This window comes from Arcticibacter sp. (assembly GCF_053551015.1).
In genome coordinates this window covers 264,316-286,970 of record NZ_JBMQOB010000018.1, presented here as the reverse complement: position 1 = coordinate 286,970, position 22,655 = coordinate 264,316, and the positions used below count along the sequence as shown (strand labels likewise).

Here is a 22,655-nt window from a genome sequence, read left to right as displayed (position 1 = left end):
GGTAGAGCGTGATGAACAAGGGAAGATCCGTGTGTTTATGGGAGCGTTTGATTCCAAGACGGACATCCGGGTACCCCCGGGCATCAGAAAATCAGCTAGCAAGTACCGGATCCGTTTTAGCCTGATCGGCTTTAATTTTCGACAGGAGTACTACGAATTTCTCGAAGTGAGAGACGTGGAAGTGCAAAAATACGCGCAAGTGGAAGCGCAGGAGATCCGGTTTGAGGCTCAACCTGAAGCCGATCAGCTCCTGATGCTCAGCGTCTCACTCCTTGCTTACAGCGAAACACGGATGGAAGAAGGATACGTGCTGCTGAACAGTAAGAACTTTAGCCCCTGTGCGCTGATCGCGGCCTATGCGGCAGAGGAACCTGGAGAGTACCCCGCAGGGCCGGTGAATATGGAACTCAGCGGGGCGCAGCTGCAACGAGGGGCCTCTTTTTATACGATGTGCTATGAAGGTAATCAGATGTTGCGTAATCTGGAACGGAGGATAGGGGCAGAAGCAACGGTGAAGAAGAAGCAACCGGATCATGTTGAAGACTCGGGGGATTTAAAGTCCCGGCAGCGGGTGTCGTTCAGGAAAGGAGGATAAACGATGGCGAACTGGATAGATTCAACTATCGTACCGACCAACTTAAAGCCATCACAGGTAGATCTACAACTGACAAGAAAATAGTAGAAGGAGGTAAGCTCTTAGACATCTCTGTAGTGATCATCTGATAATTACCTATGAAGGGTATTGCAGTTTCGCTGATGAAGTGTTGCTATAAGCAGCAAACTATAAGGTGACAAATGTCAGAATGCGTCACTTAACACTAAAACAAGTCGAATATCTTGTAAATTAGAACGAATTAACAACTATTGTAAAACGAACGTACTGTTCATTGAAACACACCAAACCAAGCTTTAAACGCTAATAGAGGGCATAAAAAAAGCTTAATCAGCAGATTAAGCTTTTTTTGCTTGTGCGCCCACCTGGGCTCGAACCAGGGACCAAAAGATTATGAGTCTTCTACTCTAACCGACTGAGCTATAGGCGCGGTTAACAAACTTTTCTGTTTGCGATGGCAAATGTACATTTTTGCATTTAAAATCTCAAGCGCAGATATGCAAAACATCAAAAATATTATCTTCGACTACGGTAACGTCATCTTTCTCATTGACTTCCTGAAAACACAAAATTCATTTACCGATTTAGGTATCCAGAACGTGGAGACATTCTTCGCTCATGCAGGCCATCACTCCTTATTTGACAAGTTCGAAACAGGCAGTATATCTGCAGCTGAATTCAGAGATGGCATCAGAGAAATCACCAGTAAACCGCAGCTTACTGACGAGCAGATTGATAAGGCCTGGACTAGCCTCCTCATCGGTGTTCCTCCTGTTAATCATGAACTTCTGCTGAAAGCTAAGGCACAGTACCGCACCTTCCTTCTGAGCAACATCAATGAGATTCACCTTGGCTTTATTCATGACTACCTGAAAAGGGAGCATCAGGTGGATTCAAATCATCAGTTCTTCGAGAAGGTGTACTACTCCCATCTGGTGAAGATAAGAAAGCCTAACAAAGAGATATTTGAATTGCTGCTGAAAGAAAACAACCTGAAGATTGAGGAAACACTATTCATCGACGACAGCCCACAGCACCTGAAAACCGCGAAAGAGCTCGGGTTACATACTCATTTGATGACTGCTGACGACTCGCTCGAGAAGTTCCTCTACCGCTCGGGGCTCCTAAAACAGTAAACAAAATGCGATTTGCGAGTGTTGAAAGACTATGGAAAACTATCAAACTATGGTCGATGCGCTCAACGACTTAAAAAAACGAGGTTTTACCCTTGACTTTAACCTTGCAAATGGCGTGCTCCATAATAGCGAACATAATATTACCTTAAACCCCGATGATTTCAGCATAGCTGAATTCCACCGGTTTGAAGGTCCTACTGATCCCGCAGATAATTCTATTGTCTACGGAATTGAATCAGAGAAATATCACGTAAAAGGCGTGTTCGTAAACGGTTATGGCGTTTATTCTGACGACCTTTCTGAAGAATTGCTGAAGAAGCTGAACACTCCGGGCTAAGACGCCTTGCGTCTCGCCTTCTCTGTTTTTATCAAGCTGAGCTCCCTTCCTGTCTGACCAGCGATAGAAGTATTTTCTTCTGCCCTGCGAAACAGGTAGGGCAGAACTGCTTTAACAGGTCCATAGGGAACATACTTCGTTACGTTATAGCCGCAATGCGCGAGATTGTTGCTCAGATGATCGCTCATGCCGAGAAGTTGTGCAAAGTAGACCGCCGGGTTGCTATGCTCGGTACGGCTCTGCTGCATCTGCTCCACTAACAGTGAGCAACTCTCTTCATTATGAGTTCCGGCTACAAACGATACGTTGCTAAGATGCTCCATACAGAACCGGAGCGCCTCATTGAAGTCGGCATCGGTTGCTGCTTTGTCTTTGTGAATCGGCGAAGGATAGCCCTGCTGAGCTGCTCTCTCCCGCTCTTTTTCCATGTATGCACCTCTAACCAGCTTAGCGCCCAGCTTGAACTCATCTGTCGCAGCCAGATAAATGTCTGCTTTCAGGGAGGCAAGTTTGTCGGAGCGATAAAGCTGATAGGTATTATACACAAACGTTTTATCGCGATTGTACATCCGCATCATATCTAAGGCGATATCGTCGATAGCTCCCTGAAGCCAGGATTCTTCTGCGTCGATCATCACCGGCACTTCCAGATCGTGTGCAAGCTTGCAGATCTGGTTAAACCTTGCTTTTACCTTGAAGTATTCAGCCTGTTCGGCTACGCTCAGCGACTGGCCGGCTGTTACCTTGGCATAAAGTGCATATCGACCTAGTCCTGTTGGCTTAAAAACTGCCAGGGGAATGCGTGAATCGTCTTTTGCTTTACGGATGATGGCCAGGATTTCTTCGACAGTGGCTGCAAAGCTCCTCTCCTGTTGCTCTCCTTCGACTGAGTAGTCGAGTATAGTGCCTACTCCGTTTGCATGCAGGTCCCGGATAGTCGGTTCGCACTCTTGCATGGACTCGCCTCCGCAAAACTGAGCGAAGATGGTCTTCTTGATCAGCGGAACTATCGGCAAGCCGGAGCGCAGCAAGGAAGTGAGCGCCTTAGAGCCCATCTTGGTCAGGGCCGCGCTGCTCATCGCCTTAAACAGCCAATAAGACTTATTCAAGTCACTGTCTGACTTGCTCTTAAATGCTATCTGAGTATTACTAAAATCCGGGAGTTCGTTATTTGTCTTGAAAGAATTATCAGACGAAGTGATCATGGGCTCAAAATTAATGCTTATTAACGGAACTGGGAAAAGAATCTTTTTAACTTTGTTATATGATAGAATTCGAACTTGAGGGTGAATTTATACCCCTGATTCAATTACTTAAGGCGACCAACGTTGTGCAAACAGGTGGTGAGGCGCAGATTGTTGTAGTGGATGGTCTGGTAAAATACAACGGTGTTGTCGACTACAGGAAGCGCTTGAAAGTGAAGCGTGGCGATACTGTAGAGTTTAACGGCAATACTATTTTAGTGAAATAATATGACTCCTATACAAAGCAACGGATACGAGGTTTTCTTTGATGATGAACTAAAAGATCTGAAAGATTTCCTCGATAATTCCGAGTATTCAAAAGTGTTCTTCCTGACTGACCTGAATACATCTGAGCATTGCATGCCGCTGATCGGTGAGCTGCTCCCTTCACTGAAGGATTATGACATCATCGAGGTTGATCCTGGTGAAGAAAATAAGAATATTGATTACTGCATAGGTGTCTGGCAAATGCTCCTGGACTTTGGTGCAGACCGCAATAGTCTGCTGATCAATCTGGGAGGTGGCGTGATTACGGATATGGGCGGATTCGCTGCTTCTACCTTTAAGAGGGGGATTGACTTTGTACAGGTTCCTACTACCCTCCTGTCGCAGGTAGATGCTTCTGTCGGTGGTAAAACGGGTATTGACCTGGGGAGCATCAAAAATATCATCGGTACGTTCACACAGCCTAAAGCGGTTTTTATATCGTCGAGATTCTTGAAGACGCTTGATGAGCGGCAGATTATTTCCGGCTTTGCAGAAATTGTAAAACACGGAATCATTGCGGATAAGGATTATTTTCAGAAATTAAAGGAGATCAATCCGCTTGACTTAGATCAGGAAATCATCTACCATTCTGTGGAGATTAAAAACTTCGTTGTCACTACTGACCCCTTCGAGAAGAGCATTCGCAAAACCTTGAATTTCGGACATACGATCGGTCACGCGGTAGAGACTTACTCGTTGAAAAACGATAAACGGGCTCTTCTACATGGTGAAGCTATCGCACTCGGAATGATCTGTGAGGCGTATCTGGCGTTCCGCCATAATAACCTTCCGGAGGAGGAGCTGCAGGAGATCGTATCTTATATACGTTCTGTATTCCCGGATTACCACCTTAAAGGGGATTCTTACGGAGATATTCTGGAATTTATGCAGAATGACAAAAAGAACGTGAATGGCAATATAGGTTTTGCTTTACCGTCTGAAATCGGGCAATGCGACTTTAACATCTATCTGACAGCTGAGCAAATTGTTGAGGCCCTGAATTTTTATGCAGGTTTTGAAAGCTAAAATTTTCTATTAGTTCTTGACGTTTTGATTTATAACTGTATATTTGGAATAACAAAGCAACGATGCAAAACAACAACACATATCTGTTCGGTTACTTTTACTACTATCAGTAAGAGGCGGGACGAATATGTTTTGAGATAAAGAACTATATAGAGTCCCGGCCGAACGCCGGGACTTTTTTTTTGACATGAATCGATCATGGGCATGCTCTTCAAAAGCAGCGAAAAACATGAACATGAGAACTTCATCGCCATTAAGAGACAACGTGTATTTTGATGAAAAAAAAGAGAGTAGCAATACAGGGAATAAAGGCTTCGTTTCACGAGGAGGCCGCTTTTAAATTCTTCGGAGAAGATATCGAAACGGTTGAGTGCAGCTCATTTAAAAAGACCTGCGATGTCTTAAAGAACAAAGAGGCTGATTATGTGGTCATGGCCATTGAGAACTCTATTGCAGGTAGTCTGCTGCCAAACTACACCTTATTGCGCGACTATCACCTGTGTATCCTCGGCGAAGTTTATCTTCCTATTCAGCTGCACCTCCTGGCTCTGCCCGGTGTGAAGTTTGAACAGGTGAAGAATGTGGAGTCGCATCCTATCGCAATTCGTCAGTGCATTGATTTTATTGATGAATATCCGCACCTGAATGTTAAAGAGAGCTCAGATACGGCGGCTTGTGCAAAGCGTATCCGCGACGAGCAGCTCACTGATACGGTTGCCATTGCGAATCAATTGGCTGCCAAACTGTACGGACTGGAGATCCTGGAGCGCAGAATAGAATCTAACAAGAAGAACTACACGCGCTTTCTGATCCTGGCGGAACATAAAGAAGAGGATATTCCGAATGCGAACAAGGCTTCTTTATCGTTTGAAACGACCGACGAGGTTGGATCATTAGCCAAGGTGCTGAATATCTTTGCTGAACACGATGTGAACATGAGCAAGATCCAGTCAATGCCTGTTCTGGGCAAGCGACATGAATATAACTTCTATGTCGACATTGAATGGAATGATCATGCTCAATATACCGAGGCGATCAACAAGGTGCTGAGATACACCATCAACTTTACTCTCATGGGGGAATACCTCAAAAATGACCACGTCTAGTAATTAACTCAACAACATATCAAATAACAATACGATGAAACTGAACTTTAACATAGAACCACTGGAAAACTGGTTACCTACAAAACATCAACCTCTTGTAATTGCAGGTCCTTGCAGTGCTGAAACAGAGGAGCAACTTGTTGCTACCGCACACCTACTGGCTAAAACAGGAAAGATCTCTGCACTTCGTGCCGGTATCTGGAAGCCCCGTACTCGTCCGGGTGAGTTTGAAGGTATTGGAAGCATCGGCCTTGAATGGTTAAACCGCGCTAAGAAAGAGACTGGCTTGCCTATCACTGTGGAAGTTGCCAACGCGAAACACGTGGAAGAGGCTCTTGCTGCTGGTGTTGATATCCTGTGGATCGGTGCTCGTTCTACTGCTAATCCGTTCACTGTTCAGGAGATTGCTGACGCTCTTCGCGGTACTGATATCCCGGTGATGATTAAGAACCCGGTTAATCCTGATCTTTCTTTGTGGATTGGAGCTCTTGAGCGTATCAACCAGGCTGGTATCACTAAGCTTGCTGCTATCTCTCGCGGGTTTTCTTCATACGAGAAGTCTGCTTTCCGTAACGAGCCAATGTGGGAGCTTTCTATCCAGCTTAAAACACTTTGTCCGGAATTGCCTATCATCTGCGATCCTAGCCATATCTGTGGTAACCGTGAGCTTATTCCTTACATCTCTCAGAAGGCACTTGACCTGGAAATGAACGGTGTGATGATCGAGTCGCACATTGACCCTTCTGTAGCGTGGACAGATGCGAAACAGCAACTTACTCCTGCTGCTTTGTCTGATTTGATCGATAATCTTACTGTTCGTCAGCCTGAGCCTAAGGACAAAGGTGTTTCTGATAAACTGGCTGAGTTGCGTAAACAGATTGACAAAATTGACGACCTCTTGATTCAAAAGATTGCTGAGAGAATGGGAATCGTTGAAAAGATTGGTGAATATAAAAGAGATAACGACATGACCATCCTTCAGCTGAACCGCTGGGATGAAATCATCAACAAACGTGCTGAATTTGGCAAGGCACTGAAACTGGATGCTGACTTTACTACTAAGTTCCTGGAACTGATCCATGCTGAGTCTATCAAGAAGCAGACTGAAATCATGAACGTTACTAAAGTAGTTGACTAATATGCCGCATACTTCTTTAATCCTTTCGAAGCCGGGGACTGAAACGTCCTGCACGATTCAACTAACAGGATCGAAGAGCGAAAGTAACAGAGCACTGATATTAAATGCACTTAGCAAGGGGAAGGTTGTGGTGAACAACCTTTCCTCTGCTGATGATACGGTGATCCTGAACGGCATACTGCGTGGACTGGAAAACCAGGAAGACAATGCGACTTTCGGGAGCGGAAGCTTACTGAAGGTGGATAATGAACTCACCGCAAACATTGGTCCTGCGGGTACAGCGATGCGCTTTCTTACTGCTTACCTTCCTGTAACAGGAACGGCGGCCGTACTTACCGGCACCGAAAGGATGAAGCAGCGCCCTATTGGGATCCTGACAGATGCACTGCAGCAACTGGGGGCTCAAATTGAGTACGCGGGTGTAGAAGGTTACCCTCCCCTACGGTTCAGCAAGGACTTTAAACAGGCAACAAACCAGGTGAGCATCCGCGGCAACGTGAGTTCACAATACATCACGGCCTTATTGCTGGTCGCTCCTTTTCTTGAAAAGGGCCTCGAGCTTCATATCGAAGGTGAGCTGACCTCAAGACCATACGTGGAAATGACGCTGGCGATGATGGAAGAAGCGGGCATTACCTACCAATGGAACGGCTCTTTGATCTCTATTCAAAATCAGCCTTTCCAGGACTCACAGATTACTGTTGAGCCAGATTGGAGTGCCGCATCTTACTGGTATGCTATTGCCGCGCTTTCAGATCAGGCGAAGATTGTGCTTCCTTTTTTAAAGGCTAAGAGCTTACAGGGCGATAGCCGGATCACGGAGATCATGGAGCATTTTGGTATCGCATCTTCATTCACTGAGAATGGTCTCGAACTGGTTAAAACAGGTGCTGCTCCTAAGGGAACTTTCTTTGATCTGAAAGATTGTCCTGATCTGGCTCAGACCGTTATCGTGGTCAGCGCAGCCTTAGGGCATAATGCCACATTCACCGGACTTGAAACATTGAAGATTAAGGAGACGGACCGTATCAAAGCGCTTCAGAATGAGCTTGCAAAGATCGGTGTCTTGTTGAAAGAAGATGGCGAGCTGTACCATCTGGATTGCGCAGATCTTCATTTCCCTCAGCAGGTTACGATAGCAACGTATGAGGATCACCGTATGGCGATGGCCTTTGCGCCTCTGGCCTTGAAGGTTGAACAACTGGAGATCGAGGAACCGGGAGTGGTTGTTAAATCTTATCCTTCCTTCTGGGATGACCTACAGAAAGCAGGCTTCACTATCAATACTTAAATCATGGCAGGAAATACATTCGGAGAACTTTTCCGTATCAGTACATTTGGAGAATCTCATGGCAAGGCTATTGGTGTCATCATTGATGGATGCCCGCCGAATATAGATATCGATCTGGAGTTTATTCAGGGAGAGCTTGATAAAAGGCGCCCCGGCCAATCAAAGATCACTACGCAAAGGAAAGAAAGTGATACCGCCAGCATCCTATCGGGCGTGTTTGAAGGAAAGAGTACAGGGACCTCCCTGGCGCTACTGATCCCCAACGAAGACCAACGTTCGAAGGACTACGACCATAACAAGGATATCTTCCGCCCTTCTCATGCTGATTATACTTATCAGCAAAAGTATGGCATTCGCGATTATCGCGGAGGCGGCCGCTCTTCTGCAAGGGAGACTGCAGCCCGCGTTGCTGCGGGCGCGGTGGCTAAACTGTTTCTGAAGCAAAAGGGAATTGAGATATTCGCTCATGTTTCTTCTGCAGGGAAGATTGATGCTCCTAACCTACCTTCAGAAGATCTGGCGGCACTGCTTAAAATCAGGGAAAGCAATATTGTTCGTTGCGCGGACCCTGCTACAGCCAACGAAATGATCGAAATGATCGACGGCGTACGCAAGGAAGGCGATACTGTAGGAGGAAAAGTTTCCTGTATCATCAGGAATTGCCCTGCGGGAATCGGAGAACCTGTATTTGACAAGCTGCATGCAGATCTTGGAAAAGCAATGCTGAGTATCAATGCTGTTCATGGCTTTGAATATGGTTCAGGGTTTTCAGGTTCTGAGATGCGCGGATCTGAGCATAACGATATTTTCCACTCTTCAGAAAGCGCTGGTGTCAGCACGACGACCAACTTCTCCGGAGGAATTCAGGGAGGTATTTCCAATGGCATGGATATCACTTTCAGAGTGGCATTTAAGCCCGTGGCGACTATCATGCATAATCAGCAGACGATAGACAAAGAGGGGAACGCGGCTGAAATTAAAGGCAAGGGCCGTCATGACCCTTGTGTCGTACCAAGAGCTGTAGCTATTGTAGAGGCGATGGCGGCACTGGTAATAGCCGACCATTATTTGAGGCAAGCTGCTTATCAAGGTTAAGAACTTCTTATAAATAAAAAAACCGCTCAAAGAGCGGTTTTTTTATTTATACATATGACAAAATTCTCTATTTCCATCTAAATGGAAGGTACCAGCTATTTACATCAGTGGCCAGCTTAGATACCCCAGCCGGAACGGGAAGTCCGGCAGCTGTAAATTTTGCAGAGATCTTGTTGTAAAGAAAAGACTTTCCTGTTCCCGGGCTCTCTTTCTCGCGGCGGAGCGCTACTCTCAACAAGTCCTGCCAGCGGTTACCCTCAAAAGCGAGTTCAAGCCCTGCTTCATTGATGATCAGGTTCTCCATCTCCAGGGTAAGCCCCTTCCTGTCAACAACAGCCTTAGTCTCACTGCCCGGAACACTCATATCGAAATAGCGCGTCGAGTCTACCGTTACCGCGCTAAGGGAAACCCTTCCCCGCACCCCCTGGTTATAGGCAAATTGCGCTCTGAATGTCGGCGAATTACCAAACCGCGCGTCAAAGTAGTAAGAAGGGTTTTCGTCAAAACTCTGCATAATGTTGGTTACGTTACCCGGCACACTCCGCGGAGAATAGGTCGCCCGCAGCCCCACATTCATTAAAGCGTAAGCTAACTTATCACGGCCATCCCGGTTAGCAGTCTCAGCCATCCGGAGGTGCAGCATGGAGGCGCGGTATAATACCCACTTACCGTCGGTTTCAAATGGATTAGACTGACTGTAGTTTGGCACCAGCTTATAAATCAAAGCGTTTCCGCCCATCATTCTGTAGCTGTAACCTTCACCCCGGTAGGTATCATAAGGGGTACCGTCGTTCCGGGTTTGCTCTTTCCACTTCGATATAGCAAGAGCAGAGGGCTTAACCTTGTAATTATCTCCTGAGCTGTACAGCTTAACCAATGGATTACTAGGACTGAATTTCTTATCAAACGGCAGATGCCAGATAATCTCATAATTCGAATAACGCTCGGCGTAGGCGGCTGTAAAAATACTTATCCAGTTACCATTGTCAATGCGAGTAGGGTTATTTCCGAGCGTATAGGTATTGTAGTAATTTTCAGAGTTAGCCGCAGGATAAAGAACCAAGCTGTAATTCATCATTTTGTGATAGTACTTCGCAGCTTCAGACCAGTTGCCCTGCCAAAGGTTCAGATCGCCTAATAACAGATATTTATTCACAAACATCTTGGTGGTGCTATAGGAATCCATGGTGGTAACCAAAGATGTTCCTGCGGGCATGGGATCTTTGTTTGGCAAAGCTTCAGTAAACTGAACAAGATTAGTGATCAGTTGATCAAAAGGAATGCGTGGAAATTTGCTTTCGTCCTGAACATCCTGTATTGTCGCCAACGGATCTGTGATATAGGGAACAGTACCGAAGTGAATACCCAGCTGCAGGTATAGCCAGCTTCTCACGGCTCCAACTTCAGAATAACGAATGTTATAGTCAGCCTGAACCATCCTCTTATCACGCAGCATCAGATCGAAATTATGCAGCGCATCATTACAGTTCATAATGATCTCATAAAAGGGTTTAGGGTCTGCCCAGGGGTTATTCTCAGTTGTGGAATGATTGTTTATTTCCGTAAGATATTTGCCTGCGAGAGGCGTCGTCTCCTCAAGATCGGCACGCAGCTCGTTAAGGATCATGTACCGGTCTGAAATATTCATCAGCTTGCCATAGATACCAATGACTGCTGCATCAGCATCGTAAACATTCCGGTAAGCCTGATCCAGCTCCAGTGCGTCTTCCGGTGCGAAATCAAACATCTTCTTGCAGGATACCGTGCTGATGCAAGTGAACGCAATCAGCACACCAGCAACGGAATTTTTTATATTAAGTCTCATAGTCTTATTCTTTATTGCTTATAACCCGATTCTAACTCCTAGCTGAATTGTTCTGAACTGTGGCTCTAGCACGGTGTCGATCCCCTGAGTGAACACACTGCTTGTAGCACTGAACTCCGGATCATATCCCAGGTATTTGGTGATAGTGAAGATATTATTGCCTGTCAGATAAACCTTCGCCTGTTTAATTGCCTTGTTAGCGACCGGAAAATCATAGGCTACCGTCAAGGTGCGCAGGCGTAAATATGAGCCATCTTCTATCCAGCGGTCTGAAAAGCGGGCGTTGCCTGCGGGGTCTCCGATGATCGCTCTTGGAACATCGGTAATTTGTCCCTGAGCTTTCCATCTGTTCAGTACCTTTGGACTTTGATTTTGAAGGCCTGACATTGATTCAAGCTCTCTTCTCATGAAGTTGTAAACATCGTTTCCAACAGAGAAGGTGAATAAGGCGTCCATACTGAACCGCTTCCAGGCAAATCTGTTATTTAACATGCCAACGAAATCAGGATTCGGATTACCGATAACCTGCCTGTCATTGTCATCGATGTACTTATCTCCGTTCAGATCAATGAAGCGCAAATCTCCCCCCTTGAATGGAACAATTGTACCATCAGCCCTTAGGCTCTGCAGAGATGATGCGTCGGCATCTGTTGCGTAAACCCCGGCAGTTTTGAAGCCGTAGAACAGATTTGAAGCCATTCCCTTTTGGGTTAGGATATTCGCGCCGGCATAACCTGTAACCAGCCTGTCCCCGGGTATTCTGGTGATTTCAGTGCGGTATTTGGAAAGTGTCAGGCCCATATCCCATTTCAGATTACGGTTCAACAACCGTCCTGATACAGCCAGTTCAAAGCCATTGGTCTTCATGCCGCCGTTATTGCTCACTGCGTAGTCAAAGCCGGTAACGGCAAGGACTGCCTCTTGCATCAACATGTCACGTGTTTGATTACTGAACCAGTCAAGACTGAAACTCAGGCGCTCTTTGAGGAATGATGCATCTAGGCCCAGGTTCAGCTTTTCAACAGTTTCCCAGCGTAGAGCTGTATTGGCAATATTGCCCCTTACCAATCCCTGCGACCCAAGGAAACTTTGAGATTTGTAGTATTGCTTGGCTGTATAGTTCCCCATATCGTCGTTACCCACGAGTCCATAGCTGGCTCTGAGCTTCAATAACTCGATACCCTTCAATGCAGAGAAAAAGTCTTCCGACGAAAGCAACCAGCCCGCAGATACAGAAGGCATGACGGCTAGCTTAGCGCCCCCGACGGTCAGTACATCCGGAATGTTCATTCCAAATCTGGATGATCCGTCTACGGCGAGATTAAACGAGGCGAAGTATTTCTTAGAGAAATCATAGTCTATACTAGCATAAGTGTTCAACCAGTTCCACTGCCCGTTCTCTCCGCTTATTCTTCTCAAGGCTGCCTGACCATTTCCTACCGTTACATAATCATCTGTAGCGGAGTTATAACCGAGTCCATAATCAGCCTCCATCTTATTGGTATTATACCTGAACCCAACACTTGCATTTAGATTATGCACATTATTGAAAGACCTCGCATAGTTAAGTCGCGCATCTGAAAACAAAGAATAAAGCCTCTCAACGTTTGTTCCTGAACGGTTCAAGGCAACAGCATTGTCTAATTCCAAAGGCATTACTCCCCTTTGAGGAATGAAGATATTTTCTCTCACCTTACTGTATGTAACCCCTCCAAGGATAATCAGGTTAAGTCTTTTGGTAAACTCATAGTTAAAGCCAACCGATCCCATAAACCGGTAATTGCTATTTACACCGTCCATATTCTCGATGATGGCTGCAGGATTGCTTTTACCCAAGATGTCAACATCAGCATAATTCGGAGATTCCACACCTGCTGCAGAGACATCCCTTAACCCCAGAAAAGGAGCTTTAGTCAGACTGAGCAAGATTGGGTTGGTATTGAATGCCAGCCCCTGATCCTTCAGGTTCTGCCTGTTCGAAATAAAGGAGAGATTGGCTATTCCCTTTAATTTATTAGTAAAGTTCAGGTCTGCATTAAACCGCGTCTGATAACGTTGCAGGTCTGTTTTATCTGTTACACCCTGGTTATTCAGAAATCCTACAGACAAACCGTAAGTGGCAATATTGTCACCCCCGGTCACTTTAAGGTAATAGTTCTGATTGTACGAATCCGTGAGGATCTTATTTTGCCAGTTCGTGCTGTAATGATATTTGAAAAATTCAGGATCATCCATATCATCGGTCATGAACTTTTGCGACTGCACAAACTCTTGGGCAGCTACTGGCGTGTAACCTATGTTCTGCATGTATCCGCCAAGGGCATCCGACAGATAGGTTCTGAATCCACCGGATGACAGTACCGGGATTGTTGAAGGACGGGTGTTAAACCCGCCGATTGCACCAAAGTCAATCTTTGTTGCAAGGCTTTTCGACTTTGATGTGGTTATCAAAATCACCCCATTCGCGGCCTTTACTCCATAGCTTGATGCTGTCGCATCCTTGATGACCGTAATGTTGTCAACATCTTTAAGATCGAGGTTAGCGATAGGATTTTCTACATGTCCCGACAGCAATGATATCCCGAAATCGGTATTATCATACAGAATACCGTCAACAATGATCAGCGGCTGATTGGAACTATTCAGCGATGTATATCCTCTCAGGAATAAACTCGCACCTATACCTGGAGTACCAGAGCGTCTGACTGCGTTCAGTCCCGCTACTTTCCCCTGCAGGTACGTATCAGCGCTCTCTCCCGAGTAGCGGTTCCATGCATCATATACATTCACCGATTTAACTGCTCCGGAAACATGGTTGGCTAGCTTTTTTGTATAGGGTAGATTTACCTGATCATAAACCGATTCAAACGTTGTTTCGTATAGAACTGTTGATACGCTTGAACGCCCTTTAAGCGCGACTTCTTTGGTATGGAATCCCTCGCCCTCAACAATTAATGTTGTATGTAAATTGGGTACTATGATCGAAAAACGACCTGTATCATCTGTGATGGCCGCGGAAAAGCCGGGAAGAGAAATGTTAATTCCGGCAAGTGGCTTACCGGTCACCGCGTCTTTGACCTCTCCTTTAATTTCAGGGCCTTTTTTGGCCTGCGATATATTCGTCTTTATCGGGTCCGTTGCTGTAGAATCCTGCGGACTCGCTTGAAGGTGAAAAGTGATGCCGCCCATTAAAACACAAGGGATCACGATAGTTTTCACCGCATTCTTTATTCTTTGCATATTCAGGTGATATTAAAGCTTAATGAAATTGATCATGGCACCGGCACCAACTTGATATAATCAAGCAAGAGGTCGGTTTGCCCGTTTGTCGTAACGTTGTTTCCCACCAGAAATACTGACAGGGCACCTTCAATGCCAGACTTTAAGGTTTTGGAATAGTATTTATCCGGAGTAAACTCACCCAAATAATAATCTGTATAATCTGGTAGAAACTGGCTACCGTTTTTAATCACTCCTGGTTTTTCCACATAGTTGAATGGAGGCACTACTGGGTTTACACTCTTAAATGCAATACGCATTTTGGAATAGACCAGATCTGTAGCTCCCGCTGCAGGAACTAGATTGTAATCTCTAACTACCCTCCAATAAACTTTGTATTTAACCGAATTGACAACATCAGGTCTGTATCTTGCCCAATAGGTATTCGTTCCGTGGTTCTGAACCAGAAGCTGTGTGTATAATGTCCCATCCGGTGAACGTCTGGTTGGGCGGCTGTTGGTCTTCACAGAAAGGAAATCGGTACTATTGGAGGCCGATTCTCCTTCAATCAAAACAGGTTTAATCTTGGTATAGCGGTCGAACTGTTCCCCAGTTCCTGTCAGGTCATAGTTGATGTTCTTCATCACGTAAACCACACCATTACTAACCTGATGAGTTTCCACAACATCAGCCTTGTTCAGATGAAACTTAACGCTATCTCCTATTGAAAATGCGGTTCCGGGGAAGTTATTTGAGTTCAGAATACCTCTGAACGCCAAATCTTTCACAATACTGAAACGGGTAAGACTGTCAGTGCTGTCCTGAGATCCTAAAGCATAAAACCTTGACAATCTGGCTTTCTCTGCGAGGAAGGCCTCATCGGTCAGCACGATATACGTAAACAATCCGTTTTCATCGCTGATGTCGGTTGCATTGACCTGCATAACACCGTTTAAGCGGTCCGGGAAATTCCTGTTAAGGAAGCGGTTTGCCTGTACAATACCGGTACCTTCTTTATATATCGGCTTTCCAGTGGTTGGGTTAACCCCGATTTCCTCAGCTGTGTTGAAATCAATATAGCTGTAATCGAACGACTGCAGCGCCTGCTTCTGGAGGGTATTCGTAGATATGAGGTACTCCCAGGCACTTACCTTCGGCATAATGGCAGCACCAATCGTATGCAAAATGCCATTCCCAACGTAAACATCTGCCTTGAGTATGGATGCCCCGTCAACGTCCTTTGCAGAAAACGTAACATTCTTCCCGTTGAGAGTTTTAATCCTGACGTACTCCGCCCGTAATTGAGTAGTTTGGAAAGCCAGGTCGGCGATGTGATTGCCAACAAACAGCTTTAATTTATCGTCAGTCCCAATAGCGGCGGCCTCAACCTTTGAAATTGCGTCGTTTGTAGGAGCCCAAACTGTAAATGACTTCGAAGATGCGATCAGCTTGTCATAACCGGTCTTTTCCAAAAACTCACTGAACTTGCTCAGCTCAGGGTCACCGTTGATCTTCTCGAGAAGTGTTTCGGATGCTTCGGGATCTATTATTGCCGTGTGCTCGTCCCATTGTTTAGTGCATGCAGAGAAGAAGATTCCGGATATCACCAGCAATAGAAATAATCTTTGTCGTTGTAAAATCATATATATATGAATCTAAATGGTTATCAATGCCGGGTGTGAGGCCGGCATTGATATAATTTTTTTTAGTGAGTACCAGGGTAATTTGTCCAGTCCTCTGTTCCGTCGGGCATGAACCTCGGCAGAATCTGAGAAACATAATCGATCGGAATGAAATGGATCATATCCAGATTGTTCGCATTTTGGGTGTCTTGAAGCGCCTCAATACGAAGGGTATGAATATCCGTTGACTTGATCGTTACTACACCAACTTTCTTGGCAACCCAGGGATTGTTGGATGTCTCCCCGGCCGCACTCAGGGTCTGCTTCACGAAAGGATTATCGGGGTTCCCGTTAGAGGTGTAATACTTCCAACCCAAGGATTCGAGTTCGGCTGATGAGCCAGCAGGAGGCGGTTCTGCAAAATAAAACGGGGTAGGCAGGATATCCCCATCGATGACGATTCGCGCCTGGGTACCAATCCTTGTCGGCCATCTTCCACTCTGATTCTGTCGACGATAGCATACCCACACCGCGTAAGTTCCCTTCACAATCAGCGGCGTCTTCATTTCAATGAATTCCTGGCGTGCGTTACCTGCTGAGTTCCCCAGGAAGAGATTCAGGTAATCGTTATACACCCATCCTCCTCCTTCATTACGGTATGTTACGCCGTCTCCAGTCTTGGGCCACCACCACCCCTTTATCGGCGAGGGTGCCGTAGCAGAACTCTTCGAAAAGGTGAACGATGCTCCCCCGCTCCTCCTGTAATTAGGATGCCTCAATGACTCTTCAAAAGTGGCAACATCCCAATATACCGGGAAAGGGAACCTTTCCTTGATCATAAAATGCCCGGTCGTCGCCGCGGCTCCCACAGGCATAAAAGGTGCGGTTAAATGAATCACCCCATTCGCAACCGAGCGGTCGCTTTTTTCCCGCGACAAGGTGAAGCCTGGTTCATAAGACCCGTTGAAGATCATATCGTTAATCAACACCTGTTTATCCTGAAGCTTGGCAGTAATGATCTCAGGTCTTGCGAGCGTAGAATGTGCCTGGTTAGAAACGATATCTGCAATGTATTTAGCTCCAAATAACACGTGGTAAGCCATAAACGCATGCAAGCCATTAGAAGGATTCGTCAGATCAGCTGAATTGCTGTACTTCGCTTTCAAGGCCTCATACGTCGGATAACCTGCAGCGGCAAGCACCTGGTTTGATTCAACAAGCAGCGTGTGGAAGCGCCTGTTGCTATCGGCTTGCGCATCCGGCAGAATATTCAGCGTATCATAAAGCTTGGTTTCTTTAAGCGCCTGCGCAAAAATAGAAAAGTCCGGATTTGCCTCAATAGTCTGCGCGATTGTCAGCTTCTCGGGTCTTAGTACGTTATCAATAATGTGGATCAGTCCGTTGCCAACCCTAATGTTGCCTTTCACCAGATTAGCCTGCCTGTTGATGGTGACCTTCGTCTGCCCATCTACGTTTGAAGCACCTGTAATCAGGTATTGACCATACATTGTTAGCGACCTAAGCTTACCGTCACTGAAGGTGTTGGTTGCCAGTGTATCTTCCAGCAAGTGAAATTTAACAATGCCTTTCAGATCGTCGACACTAAGCTCTTCCAGACTGGACTTGCCGGCAATTTTAAGATACTCCTTTACACCATCATTCGTTGGCAGAAAGAGCGTGTAACCACCGTAAGCCTGTAAAAAGCTTGCGGTACCGGTTATATCAAGCATCTTCCTGAATTCAGAAAACTGTTCAGGATACCTGTCGAGATACCCGGTAATATTTACCTGGCTGCTTGTCTCGTATACAACAGCCTCTTTCTTACACCCCCAAAGGAATGCCAGCAGCAGGGCGAGGACAACCGTCCAACTTCCTGTACCATATTGCTTTTTCATCTTTTTCATCATTCCTGATTGATTTTATTGATAGAAGGGATTTTGTTCCAAAAGCTTATTAGCCTGAAGTTCGCTTAAACTGATTGGGAAGTAATGACTTCTCGGATCACGGTATTTGGTAATGATCGATTGCTGACGATCAGGAGCCGCGATCTTCCCTACCATTTCCGTGATCAGGTCCAGCCTGGCATAATTATTCCGCTTGGCATTGCGCAAGATGTCAAACCAGCGCTTGCCTTCAAAGGCAAATTCCCTTGAGCGCTCATGCAATATGTAATCAGACATAGATTGCGGAGAGGCCACATCCGGCGACTCAGCCGTAGTTTCAAGTGCATTCGCACGCTTTCTGATCACTTCGATCAGGCCGAGCGCCTCCTGCCCTTTGTTAGACCAGGCTAAAGCTTCAGCCTTCAACAATAAGATGTCAGCATACCGGTATACAAACCAGTGCCTGTACGAGTTAGTCTGCGAAACCGGGGTATTGAGGTCCAGTGTACCGGCGTGCTTCCAGATTAGACCGTCGGATCCGCGGTAGGAAGCTCCATCTCCTCTGATATCCTTCGCATCCGGATTTTGCCCGTCTGCCGGGAACACTTCTTCCTGGATAATCGTTGGCGAAGCAATGAACTTGCGTGCCGCAGGATCAACGAACATAGTAAACCATGAGTTAAGACGCTGCTGATCAAACTGAAATTCTAAAATACTTTCATTTGAATTTCCTCTGAAAAAGACGGTACTATACCAGTCTGAAGGGTTGCTTCCGTCATACAGTCCAAACCTGTTTGAATTGATTACACGGTCACAGGCTTCTATACATTCAGTATACTTGTCCTGCCACAGGTAAACATCGGCCTGCAAAGCATAGACCCCGTACTTAGTAATTCTGCCCTTGTCCTGACCCGCGTTGCCATAGCTTGACAGCGCATGCTGCGCAGCAAAATCCAGGTCAGCGATAATTTGGTTGTAGATATCTTCTTTAGAGCTTTTAGGTAAAATCTCCAGCTCCGCGTCGCTTACGGTACCTTTAAGTTGTAAAGGAGCTTCTCCCCATACCCTGAGCAAATAGAAGTACATCAGCGCTCTGATGCCTTTTACTTCCGCTATATACGCATCAAGCTGTTGCTGAGTAAGGGTATTATCGTGTTTCAATACCTCCGGCCCGTTCTCTACTACAATATTGCAGAAGTTGATGGTCGAATACAGTATGTTCCAATTGGTAAGCCGGTTCGTTGACTGGATCTCGCCATTCATGATGCTGATCATGTCAAAGCTGGTAAAGTTGGTAGGCGAAATCATATCTGCCCTTAGCTCTCCCCAAAGAAACATCTGTTCCGTCAGAGCAGGATTAAGCAGCGAAGAATAACACCCGATCACGGCAGATTCCAATTGCTCCTTTGTGCTCCAGTAGTCTTCTTTCACCAGGCCATCGCCAGGCTTTAGTTCAAGCCACTTATTGCACGAGGAGCTCACAAGCAAGAACAGCAACGCTGCCAGACTATATTTTATATGCTTTATCATTTCTTCTCTTTTTATATTAAAAACCAACTGTGAGACCTAGCACAAGATTCTTTGACGGAGGAGTCATCGCATTATCCGTAGGATACTTGAACGGACTGTTATCTCCTCTCGCCGATACATCCGGATCAACTCCCATGTAATTGGTCCAGGTGTAGAGGTTCTCTGCGGTTACAAATACGCTGGCATTCTTTACACTCAGGCGGTTCAGAACAGAGCGACCCAGATTATATCGTGCCGTGATGCTTCTTAACCGCACAAAAGACGCGTCAGACACGTAGCGATCTGAACCCAGGGAATTATATCCTGAACGGTACAGCGCACGCGGCACATCTGTTACATCTCCCGGATTCCGCCATCTTCTTAGGACGATGGTACTCTGGTTATCGTAACCATACATATCCGTCGTATTCATAAGAGTTTCATTGATCAGCTCATAGCCTAACTTGTAGCTAAAGAAGGCCTGTATCCTGAAATCTTTGAAGCTTACAGAAGAACCGAAACCACCAATCAGCTTCGGAGTACTGTTACCCAGGTAAACCACGTCGTCCTCGTTGATATTGCCATCCTTGTTGATGTCTTCATACATCGCATCTCCTGCTTGAAACTCATAACCAATGGAAGGATAGTTGAATACCATGTACTTCACCTGTCCGTTTGGACCGATAATCTGGTTACCAGCGGCATCGCGGGCAATCGCATCGTCTTTCGTTGAATAAACGCCTTTATACCTGAAACCGTAGAACGATCCGTATGGGTTACCCACCTGCAGGTATGAGCGGTATTGCTTGTTTCCGTTCAGCAAGCTACCATCAGTTTTCGGGTAGAACTCAGAAATCTCTTTGATTACGTTGACGTTCTGTGCAAGGTTAAAGTCGAAAGTGATTTGCCAGTTCTTCTTCTTCAGCGGGATGGTATTCACACCAATCTCAAAGCCTTTGTTTACCATCACCCCAACATTCGACCAGCGGATGTTGGAATACCCTGTCGAACCCGGGATCTGCAAATCCTGCAGCAACAGATCCTTGATCTTGTTATTGTACAGGTCTACATCTATCCGCAACCGGTTCTGAAAGGAAGCGAAGTTGAATCCTATGTTACGGCCGATATTGGTCTGCCATTTCAGGTTATCAAGTCCCATTGCACCAGGTAATACGCCCGGAAGCCCCATGTATGATTCTGAAGGCACATAAGTATTGTAAAACAGGTAATCCTTGCTTGGCTCTCTTCCACTTGCACCGTAGCTCATCCGTAAACTGAGATCGTCGATAAATTTCACATCGCGCAGGAAAAACTCGTCTGAGATCCTCCACCGTGTTGATAAAGACGGAAACAGGCCGTATCTGTTATTCGCACCAAATCGGGAGTTCCCGTCCAGGCGCAAACCTACGTTTACAATATACCGGTCCTCAAATGCTGAATACTGGTTGGAAAGTACCACCCCAACGTTTCTGTACTGACTAAGAGGCGAGGTTAACACCAGGTCAGAGTTCTGCGTACGGCCGGGATTAGAAGGATCCTGCAAAAGGGAAGATGCCGTATTTGACACCGTAATATTCTGACCCACATTTCTTGCGTCTGTTGTCTGGAACGATAGCAGGGATTGAAGGGTCTGGTTTGCGCCAAGTTTAGGAGTGAACAGGAAGTTCAACTTGGTGTTCACTGTGAACGCATCCCCATCGTTGTCAACCGCGCGGTTAACAACCGTTTCATTGGAAGGCCTTCCGCTTGCTATCTGCGGCAGGAAGGTTTTTGTCTTGATGTTATTGATATCAAACTGCAGATCGAAGGTGGTCAGCAATACCGATGGTAGCAGGTCATACTGCAGGTTAAATTTAGGCGTGATACGCTCTCCATACAACCTGCTACTGGCTTCCTTTGCCATCGCCAGAGGATTAACCGTTCCATTGATATCACCCCGGTTATTAAGTCCCTGATAAGATCCCTGAATGTTCGAAATAGGTGAAAAATAGTTCGGCGTCAGATTACCGTATTCATCATACTGGTAGATGGCCATATTAGGCATCTTCCTATAAGCTACCGAGCGCACTGAACCCGAATAGTTTAGCGTATTATCAACATGTGTATAAGTAAAATCTGAACGGAAACGAATTCGTTGAGATACGTTATAATCCAGATTGATCTTTGCGGTCATACGCGTGAGGTCTGTGCCCACGGTTGTTCCCCTGGTATTCAGGTAGCCTACCGATCCGTAATATCTCGCCTTCTCACCACCACCCTGAAGCGAAACATTATGATCATGAGTAAGCCCGGTCTGGGTGATCGACTCAATCCAGTTGCTGTTCTGGCTATAGTTACTGAAATATGCCGGCATCAATGGATCATACAGGAACTCCGGAGTTGCCGCCGGGTTAAGCGGAAGATTGTCTATCCTGTTGTTAAAGGCTTCAAAGATCAAAGTCGAATATTGGTCTCCCGACAACAAGGGAATAGGATCGGGCTGCTTAGAGGCTGTTCCGCGGAAGTTGTACGCGATAGATGGTTTGCCGATCATGCCGCGCTTGGTTTCAATAACCAGAACTCCGTTTGCTGCTCTCGCACCCCACATCGCTGTTGATGCGGCGTCTTTCAGAACAGTGATCGTACGGATATCTGTAGGCGCAATGTTCAGCAACTGCGCATAGCCCTGCTCATCAGCAGATCCAAAGTTAAAGTCTGATGGAATCTCTGTTTCATACGGCATCCCGTCTAAAACGATCATGGGTTGCGCAGATCCGTTGATAGATGACGTACCACGGATACGGATGGACATCCCCGCACCGGGGTCTCCTGATGAAGCACCGAAATCTACTCCTGGCATACGTCCCTGTAAGGCCTGATCAATAGATTGTGCAGACAGCTCTTCCAAATCTTTCGCATTGATGGTAGTTGTTGCCATCGTCGAATTTTTCTCGTCGATGTTCATCCCCGTACCGTTACTGACCGGCCGCCTGGACGTAATCACCACGTCTGAAAGTTCATTGGAACTGCCCACCAGAGGCACGTTAATAACGGCCCTACCATTGATCCCGGTCCTGAAGGTCTTGTATCCGATAAAAGATACGGCCAGCTGGTTAGTGGTGTTTGATACACGTAGCGCAAAATTTCCGTTGATATCGGTAGAAACACCTGTGATCGTACGACCGTCTTTGTCAACCTCAATTACAGATGCTCCGATGACCGGCAGCTTATCCTTCGAATCAATTACCTGACCTCTCACGATTACCCGTGCAGGTGCCTGAGCCAGCAGATCCGTTACACAGAAAAGAGCGACGGCCATCAGCAGGAACGAGCGTATAATTAAAAAACTTCTTTTCATACTCTGC

General features: G+C 46.1%; 15 protein-coding genes, 1 tRNA gene and 1 pseudogene. 9 read left to right on the top strand and 8 right to left on the bottom strand.

Translation table 11 applies throughout. The annotated features are described in order from the left end of the window. Window positions 1-595 (top strand): annotated as a pseudogene (locus ACO1NU_RS13000) (hypothetical protein); the annotation flags it as partial. A gap of 374 nt (window positions 596-969) precedes the next feature. On the opposite strand, the gene ACO1NU_RS12995 reads toward ACO1NU_RS13000, so the two are convergent. Further along, window positions 970-1,043, bottom strand: a tRNA-Ile gene (locus tag ACO1NU_RS12995). 67 nt (window positions 1,044-1,110) lie between these two features. On the opposite strand from ACO1NU_RS12995, the gene ACO1NU_RS12990 reads away from it, so the two are divergent. Together ACO1NU_RS12990 and ACO1NU_RS12985 are read left to right on the top strand one after the other, a co-directional pair. Continuing rightward, a complete protein-coding gene (locus ACO1NU_RS12990; protein ID WP_448818920.1) occupies window positions 1,111-1,749 on the top strand; it encodes an HAD family hydrolase in 639 nt (212 codons plus the stop codon). 31 nt (window positions 1,750-1,780) lie between these two features. Beyond that, window positions 1,781-2,086, top strand: coding sequence for a phosphoribosylpyrophosphate synthetase (locus ACO1NU_RS12985; RefSeq protein ID WP_448818919.1), 306 nt, complete (start codon window positions 1,781-1,783; stop codon window positions 2,084-2,086). On the opposite strand, the gene ACO1NU_RS12980 is transcribed toward ACO1NU_RS12985, so the two are convergent. Then, window positions 2,083-3,291, bottom strand: a complete 1,209-nt coding sequence (locus tag ACO1NU_RS12980; protein WP_448818918.1) for a proline dehydrogenase family protein — start codon at window positions 3,289-3,291, stop codon at window positions 2,083-2,085. The two genes, ACO1NU_RS12985 and ACO1NU_RS12980, sit on opposite strands and share 4 nt — an antisense overlap. Window positions 3,292-3,350: 59 nt before the next feature. Between ACO1NU_RS12980 and ACO1NU_RS12975 the strand changes: the two genes are divergently transcribed. The 6 genes from ACO1NU_RS12975 (at window position 3,351) to aroC (ending at window position 9,253) form a co-directional block, all read left to right on the top strand. Beyond that, window positions 3,351-3,557 (top strand): RNA-binding S4 domain-containing protein, encoded by a 207-nt coding sequence (locus tag ACO1NU_RS12975; RefSeq protein ID WP_448818917.1) that lies wholly within the window; start codon window positions 3,351-3,353, stop codon window positions 3,555-3,557. A 1-nt stretch (window position 3,558) separates the two neighbouring features. Continuing rightward, a complete protein-coding gene (aroB, locus tag ACO1NU_RS12970) occupies window positions 3,559-4,623 on the top strand; it encodes a 3-dehydroquinate synthase (RefSeq protein ID WP_448818916.1) in 1,065 nt (354 codons plus the stop codon). Between the two features lie 275 nt (window positions 4,624-4,898). Further along, window positions 4,899-5,729: a prephenate dehydratase gene (locus tag ACO1NU_RS12965; RefSeq protein WP_448818915.1), complete on the top strand. Its 831-nt coding sequence runs from the start codon at window positions 4,899-4,901 to the stop codon at window positions 5,727-5,729. 34 nt (window positions 5,730-5,763) lie between these two features. Beyond that, entirely contained in the window at window positions 5,764-6,867 is a 1,104-nt protein-coding gene (locus ACO1NU_RS12960) for a chorismate mutase (protein ID WP_448818914.1), read from the top strand. Between the two features lies 1 nt (window position 6,868). Then, window positions 6,869-8,158 carry a 3-phosphoshikimate 1-carboxyvinyltransferase gene (gene aroA / locus ACO1NU_RS12955; protein WP_448818913.1) on the top strand — a complete coding sequence of 430 codons (1,290 nt, stop codon included), beginning with the start codon at window positions 6,869-6,871 and terminating at the stop codon, window positions 8,156-8,158. A gap of 3 nt (window positions 8,159-8,161) precedes the next feature. Beyond that, window positions 8,162-9,253 carry a chorismate synthase gene (gene aroC / locus ACO1NU_RS12950; RefSeq protein WP_448818912.1) on the top strand — a complete coding sequence of 364 codons (1,092 nt, stop codon included), beginning with the start codon at window positions 8,162-8,164 and terminating at the stop codon, window positions 9,251-9,253. Window positions 9,254-9,320: 67 nt separating this feature from the next. On the opposite strand, the gene ACO1NU_RS12945 is transcribed toward aroC, so the two are convergent. The 6 genes from ACO1NU_RS12945 to ACO1NU_RS12920 form a co-directional block, all read right to left on the bottom strand. Next, complete coding sequence (locus ACO1NU_RS12945; protein WP_448818911.1) at window positions 9,321-11,078, bottom strand: RagB/SusD family nutrient uptake outer membrane protein; 1,758 nt, start codon at window positions 11,076-11,078, stop codon at window positions 9,321-9,323. An 18-nt stretch (window positions 11,079-11,096) separates the two neighbouring features. After that, complete coding sequence (locus ACO1NU_RS12940; protein WP_448818910.1) at window positions 11,097-14,318, bottom strand: SusC/RagA family TonB-linked outer membrane protein; 3,222 nt, start codon at window positions 14,316-14,318, stop codon at window positions 11,097-11,099. Window positions 14,319-14,350: 32 nt separating this feature from the next. Further along, window positions 14,351-15,940: a fasciclin domain-containing protein gene (locus ACO1NU_RS12935; protein WP_448818909.1), complete on the bottom strand. Its 1,590-nt coding sequence runs from the start codon at window positions 15,938-15,940 to the stop codon at window positions 14,351-14,353. A 62-nt stretch (window positions 15,941-16,002) separates the two neighbouring features. Beyond that, complete coding sequence (locus ACO1NU_RS12930; protein ID WP_448818908.1) at window positions 16,003-17,814, bottom strand: fasciclin domain-containing protein; 1,812 nt, start codon at window positions 17,812-17,814, stop codon at window positions 16,003-16,005. Between the two features lie 24 nt (window positions 17,815-17,838). Next, entirely contained in the window at window positions 17,839-19,332 is a 1,494-nt protein-coding gene (locus tag ACO1NU_RS12925; protein ID WP_448818907.1) for a RagB/SusD family nutrient uptake outer membrane protein, read from the bottom strand. Between the two features lie 16 nt (window positions 19,333-19,348). Beyond that, a complete protein-coding gene (locus ACO1NU_RS12920) occupies window positions 19,349-22,648 on the bottom strand; it encodes a SusC/RagA family TonB-linked outer membrane protein (RefSeq protein WP_448818906.1) in 3,300 nt (1,099 codons plus the stop codon). Window positions 22,649-22,655: the final 7 nt, after the last annotated feature.

Coding starts and splice junctions, on each gene's coding strand:
- aroC (WP_448818912.1), top strand. CDS start 8,162: ATGGCAGGAAATACATTCGGAGAACTTTTCCGTATCAGTACATTTGGA.
- ACO1NU_RS12945 (WP_448818911.1), bottom strand. CDS start 11,078: ATGAGACTTAATATAAAAAATTCCGTTGCTGGTGTGCTGATTGCGTTC.
- ACO1NU_RS12960 (WP_448818914.1), top strand. CDS start 5,764: ATGAAACTGAACTTTAACATAGAACCACTGGAAAACTGGTTACCTACA.
- ACO1NU_RS12935 (WP_448818909.1), bottom strand. CDS start 15,940: ATGATTTTACAACGACAAAGATTATTTCTATTGCTGGTGATATCCGGA.
- ACO1NU_RS12980 (WP_448818918.1), bottom strand. CDS start 3,291: ATGATCACTTCGTCTGATAATTCTTTCAAGACAAATAACGAACTCCCG.
- ACO1NU_RS12930 (WP_448818908.1), bottom strand. CDS start 17,814: ATGAAAAAGCAATATGGTACAGGAAGTTGGACGGTTGTCCTCGCCCTG.
- aroB (WP_448818916.1), top strand. CDS start 3,559: ATGACTCCTATACAAAGCAACGGATACGAGGTTTTCTTTGATGATGAA.
- ACO1NU_RS12940 (WP_448818910.1), bottom strand. CDS start 14,318: ATGCAAAGAATAAAGAATGCGGTGAAAACTATCGTGATCCCTTGTGTT.
- ACO1NU_RS12920 (WP_448818906.1), bottom strand. CDS start 22,648: ATGAAAAGAAGTTTTTTAATTATACGCTCGTTCCTGCTGATGGCCGTC.
- ACO1NU_RS12985 (WP_448818919.1), top strand. CDS start 1,781: ATGGAAAACTATCAAACTATGGTCGATGCGCTCAACGACTTAAAAAAA.
- ACO1NU_RS12990 (WP_448818920.1), top strand. CDS start 1,111: ATGCAAAACATCAAAAATATTATCTTCGACTACGGTAACGTCATCTTT.
- ACO1NU_RS12965 (WP_448818915.1), top strand. CDS start 4,899: ATGAAAAAAAAGAGAGTAGCAATACAGGGAATAAAGGCTTCGTTTCAC.
- ACO1NU_RS12975 (WP_448818917.1), top strand. CDS start 3,351: ATGATAGAATTCGAACTTGAGGGTGAATTTATACCCCTGATTCAATTA.
- ACO1NU_RS12925 (WP_448818907.1), bottom strand. CDS start 19,332: ATGATAAAGCATATAAAATATAGTCTGGCAGCGTTGCTGTTCTTGCTT.
- aroA (WP_448818913.1), top strand. CDS start 6,869: ATGCCGCATACTTCTTTAATCCTTTCGAAGCCGGGGACTGAAACGTCC.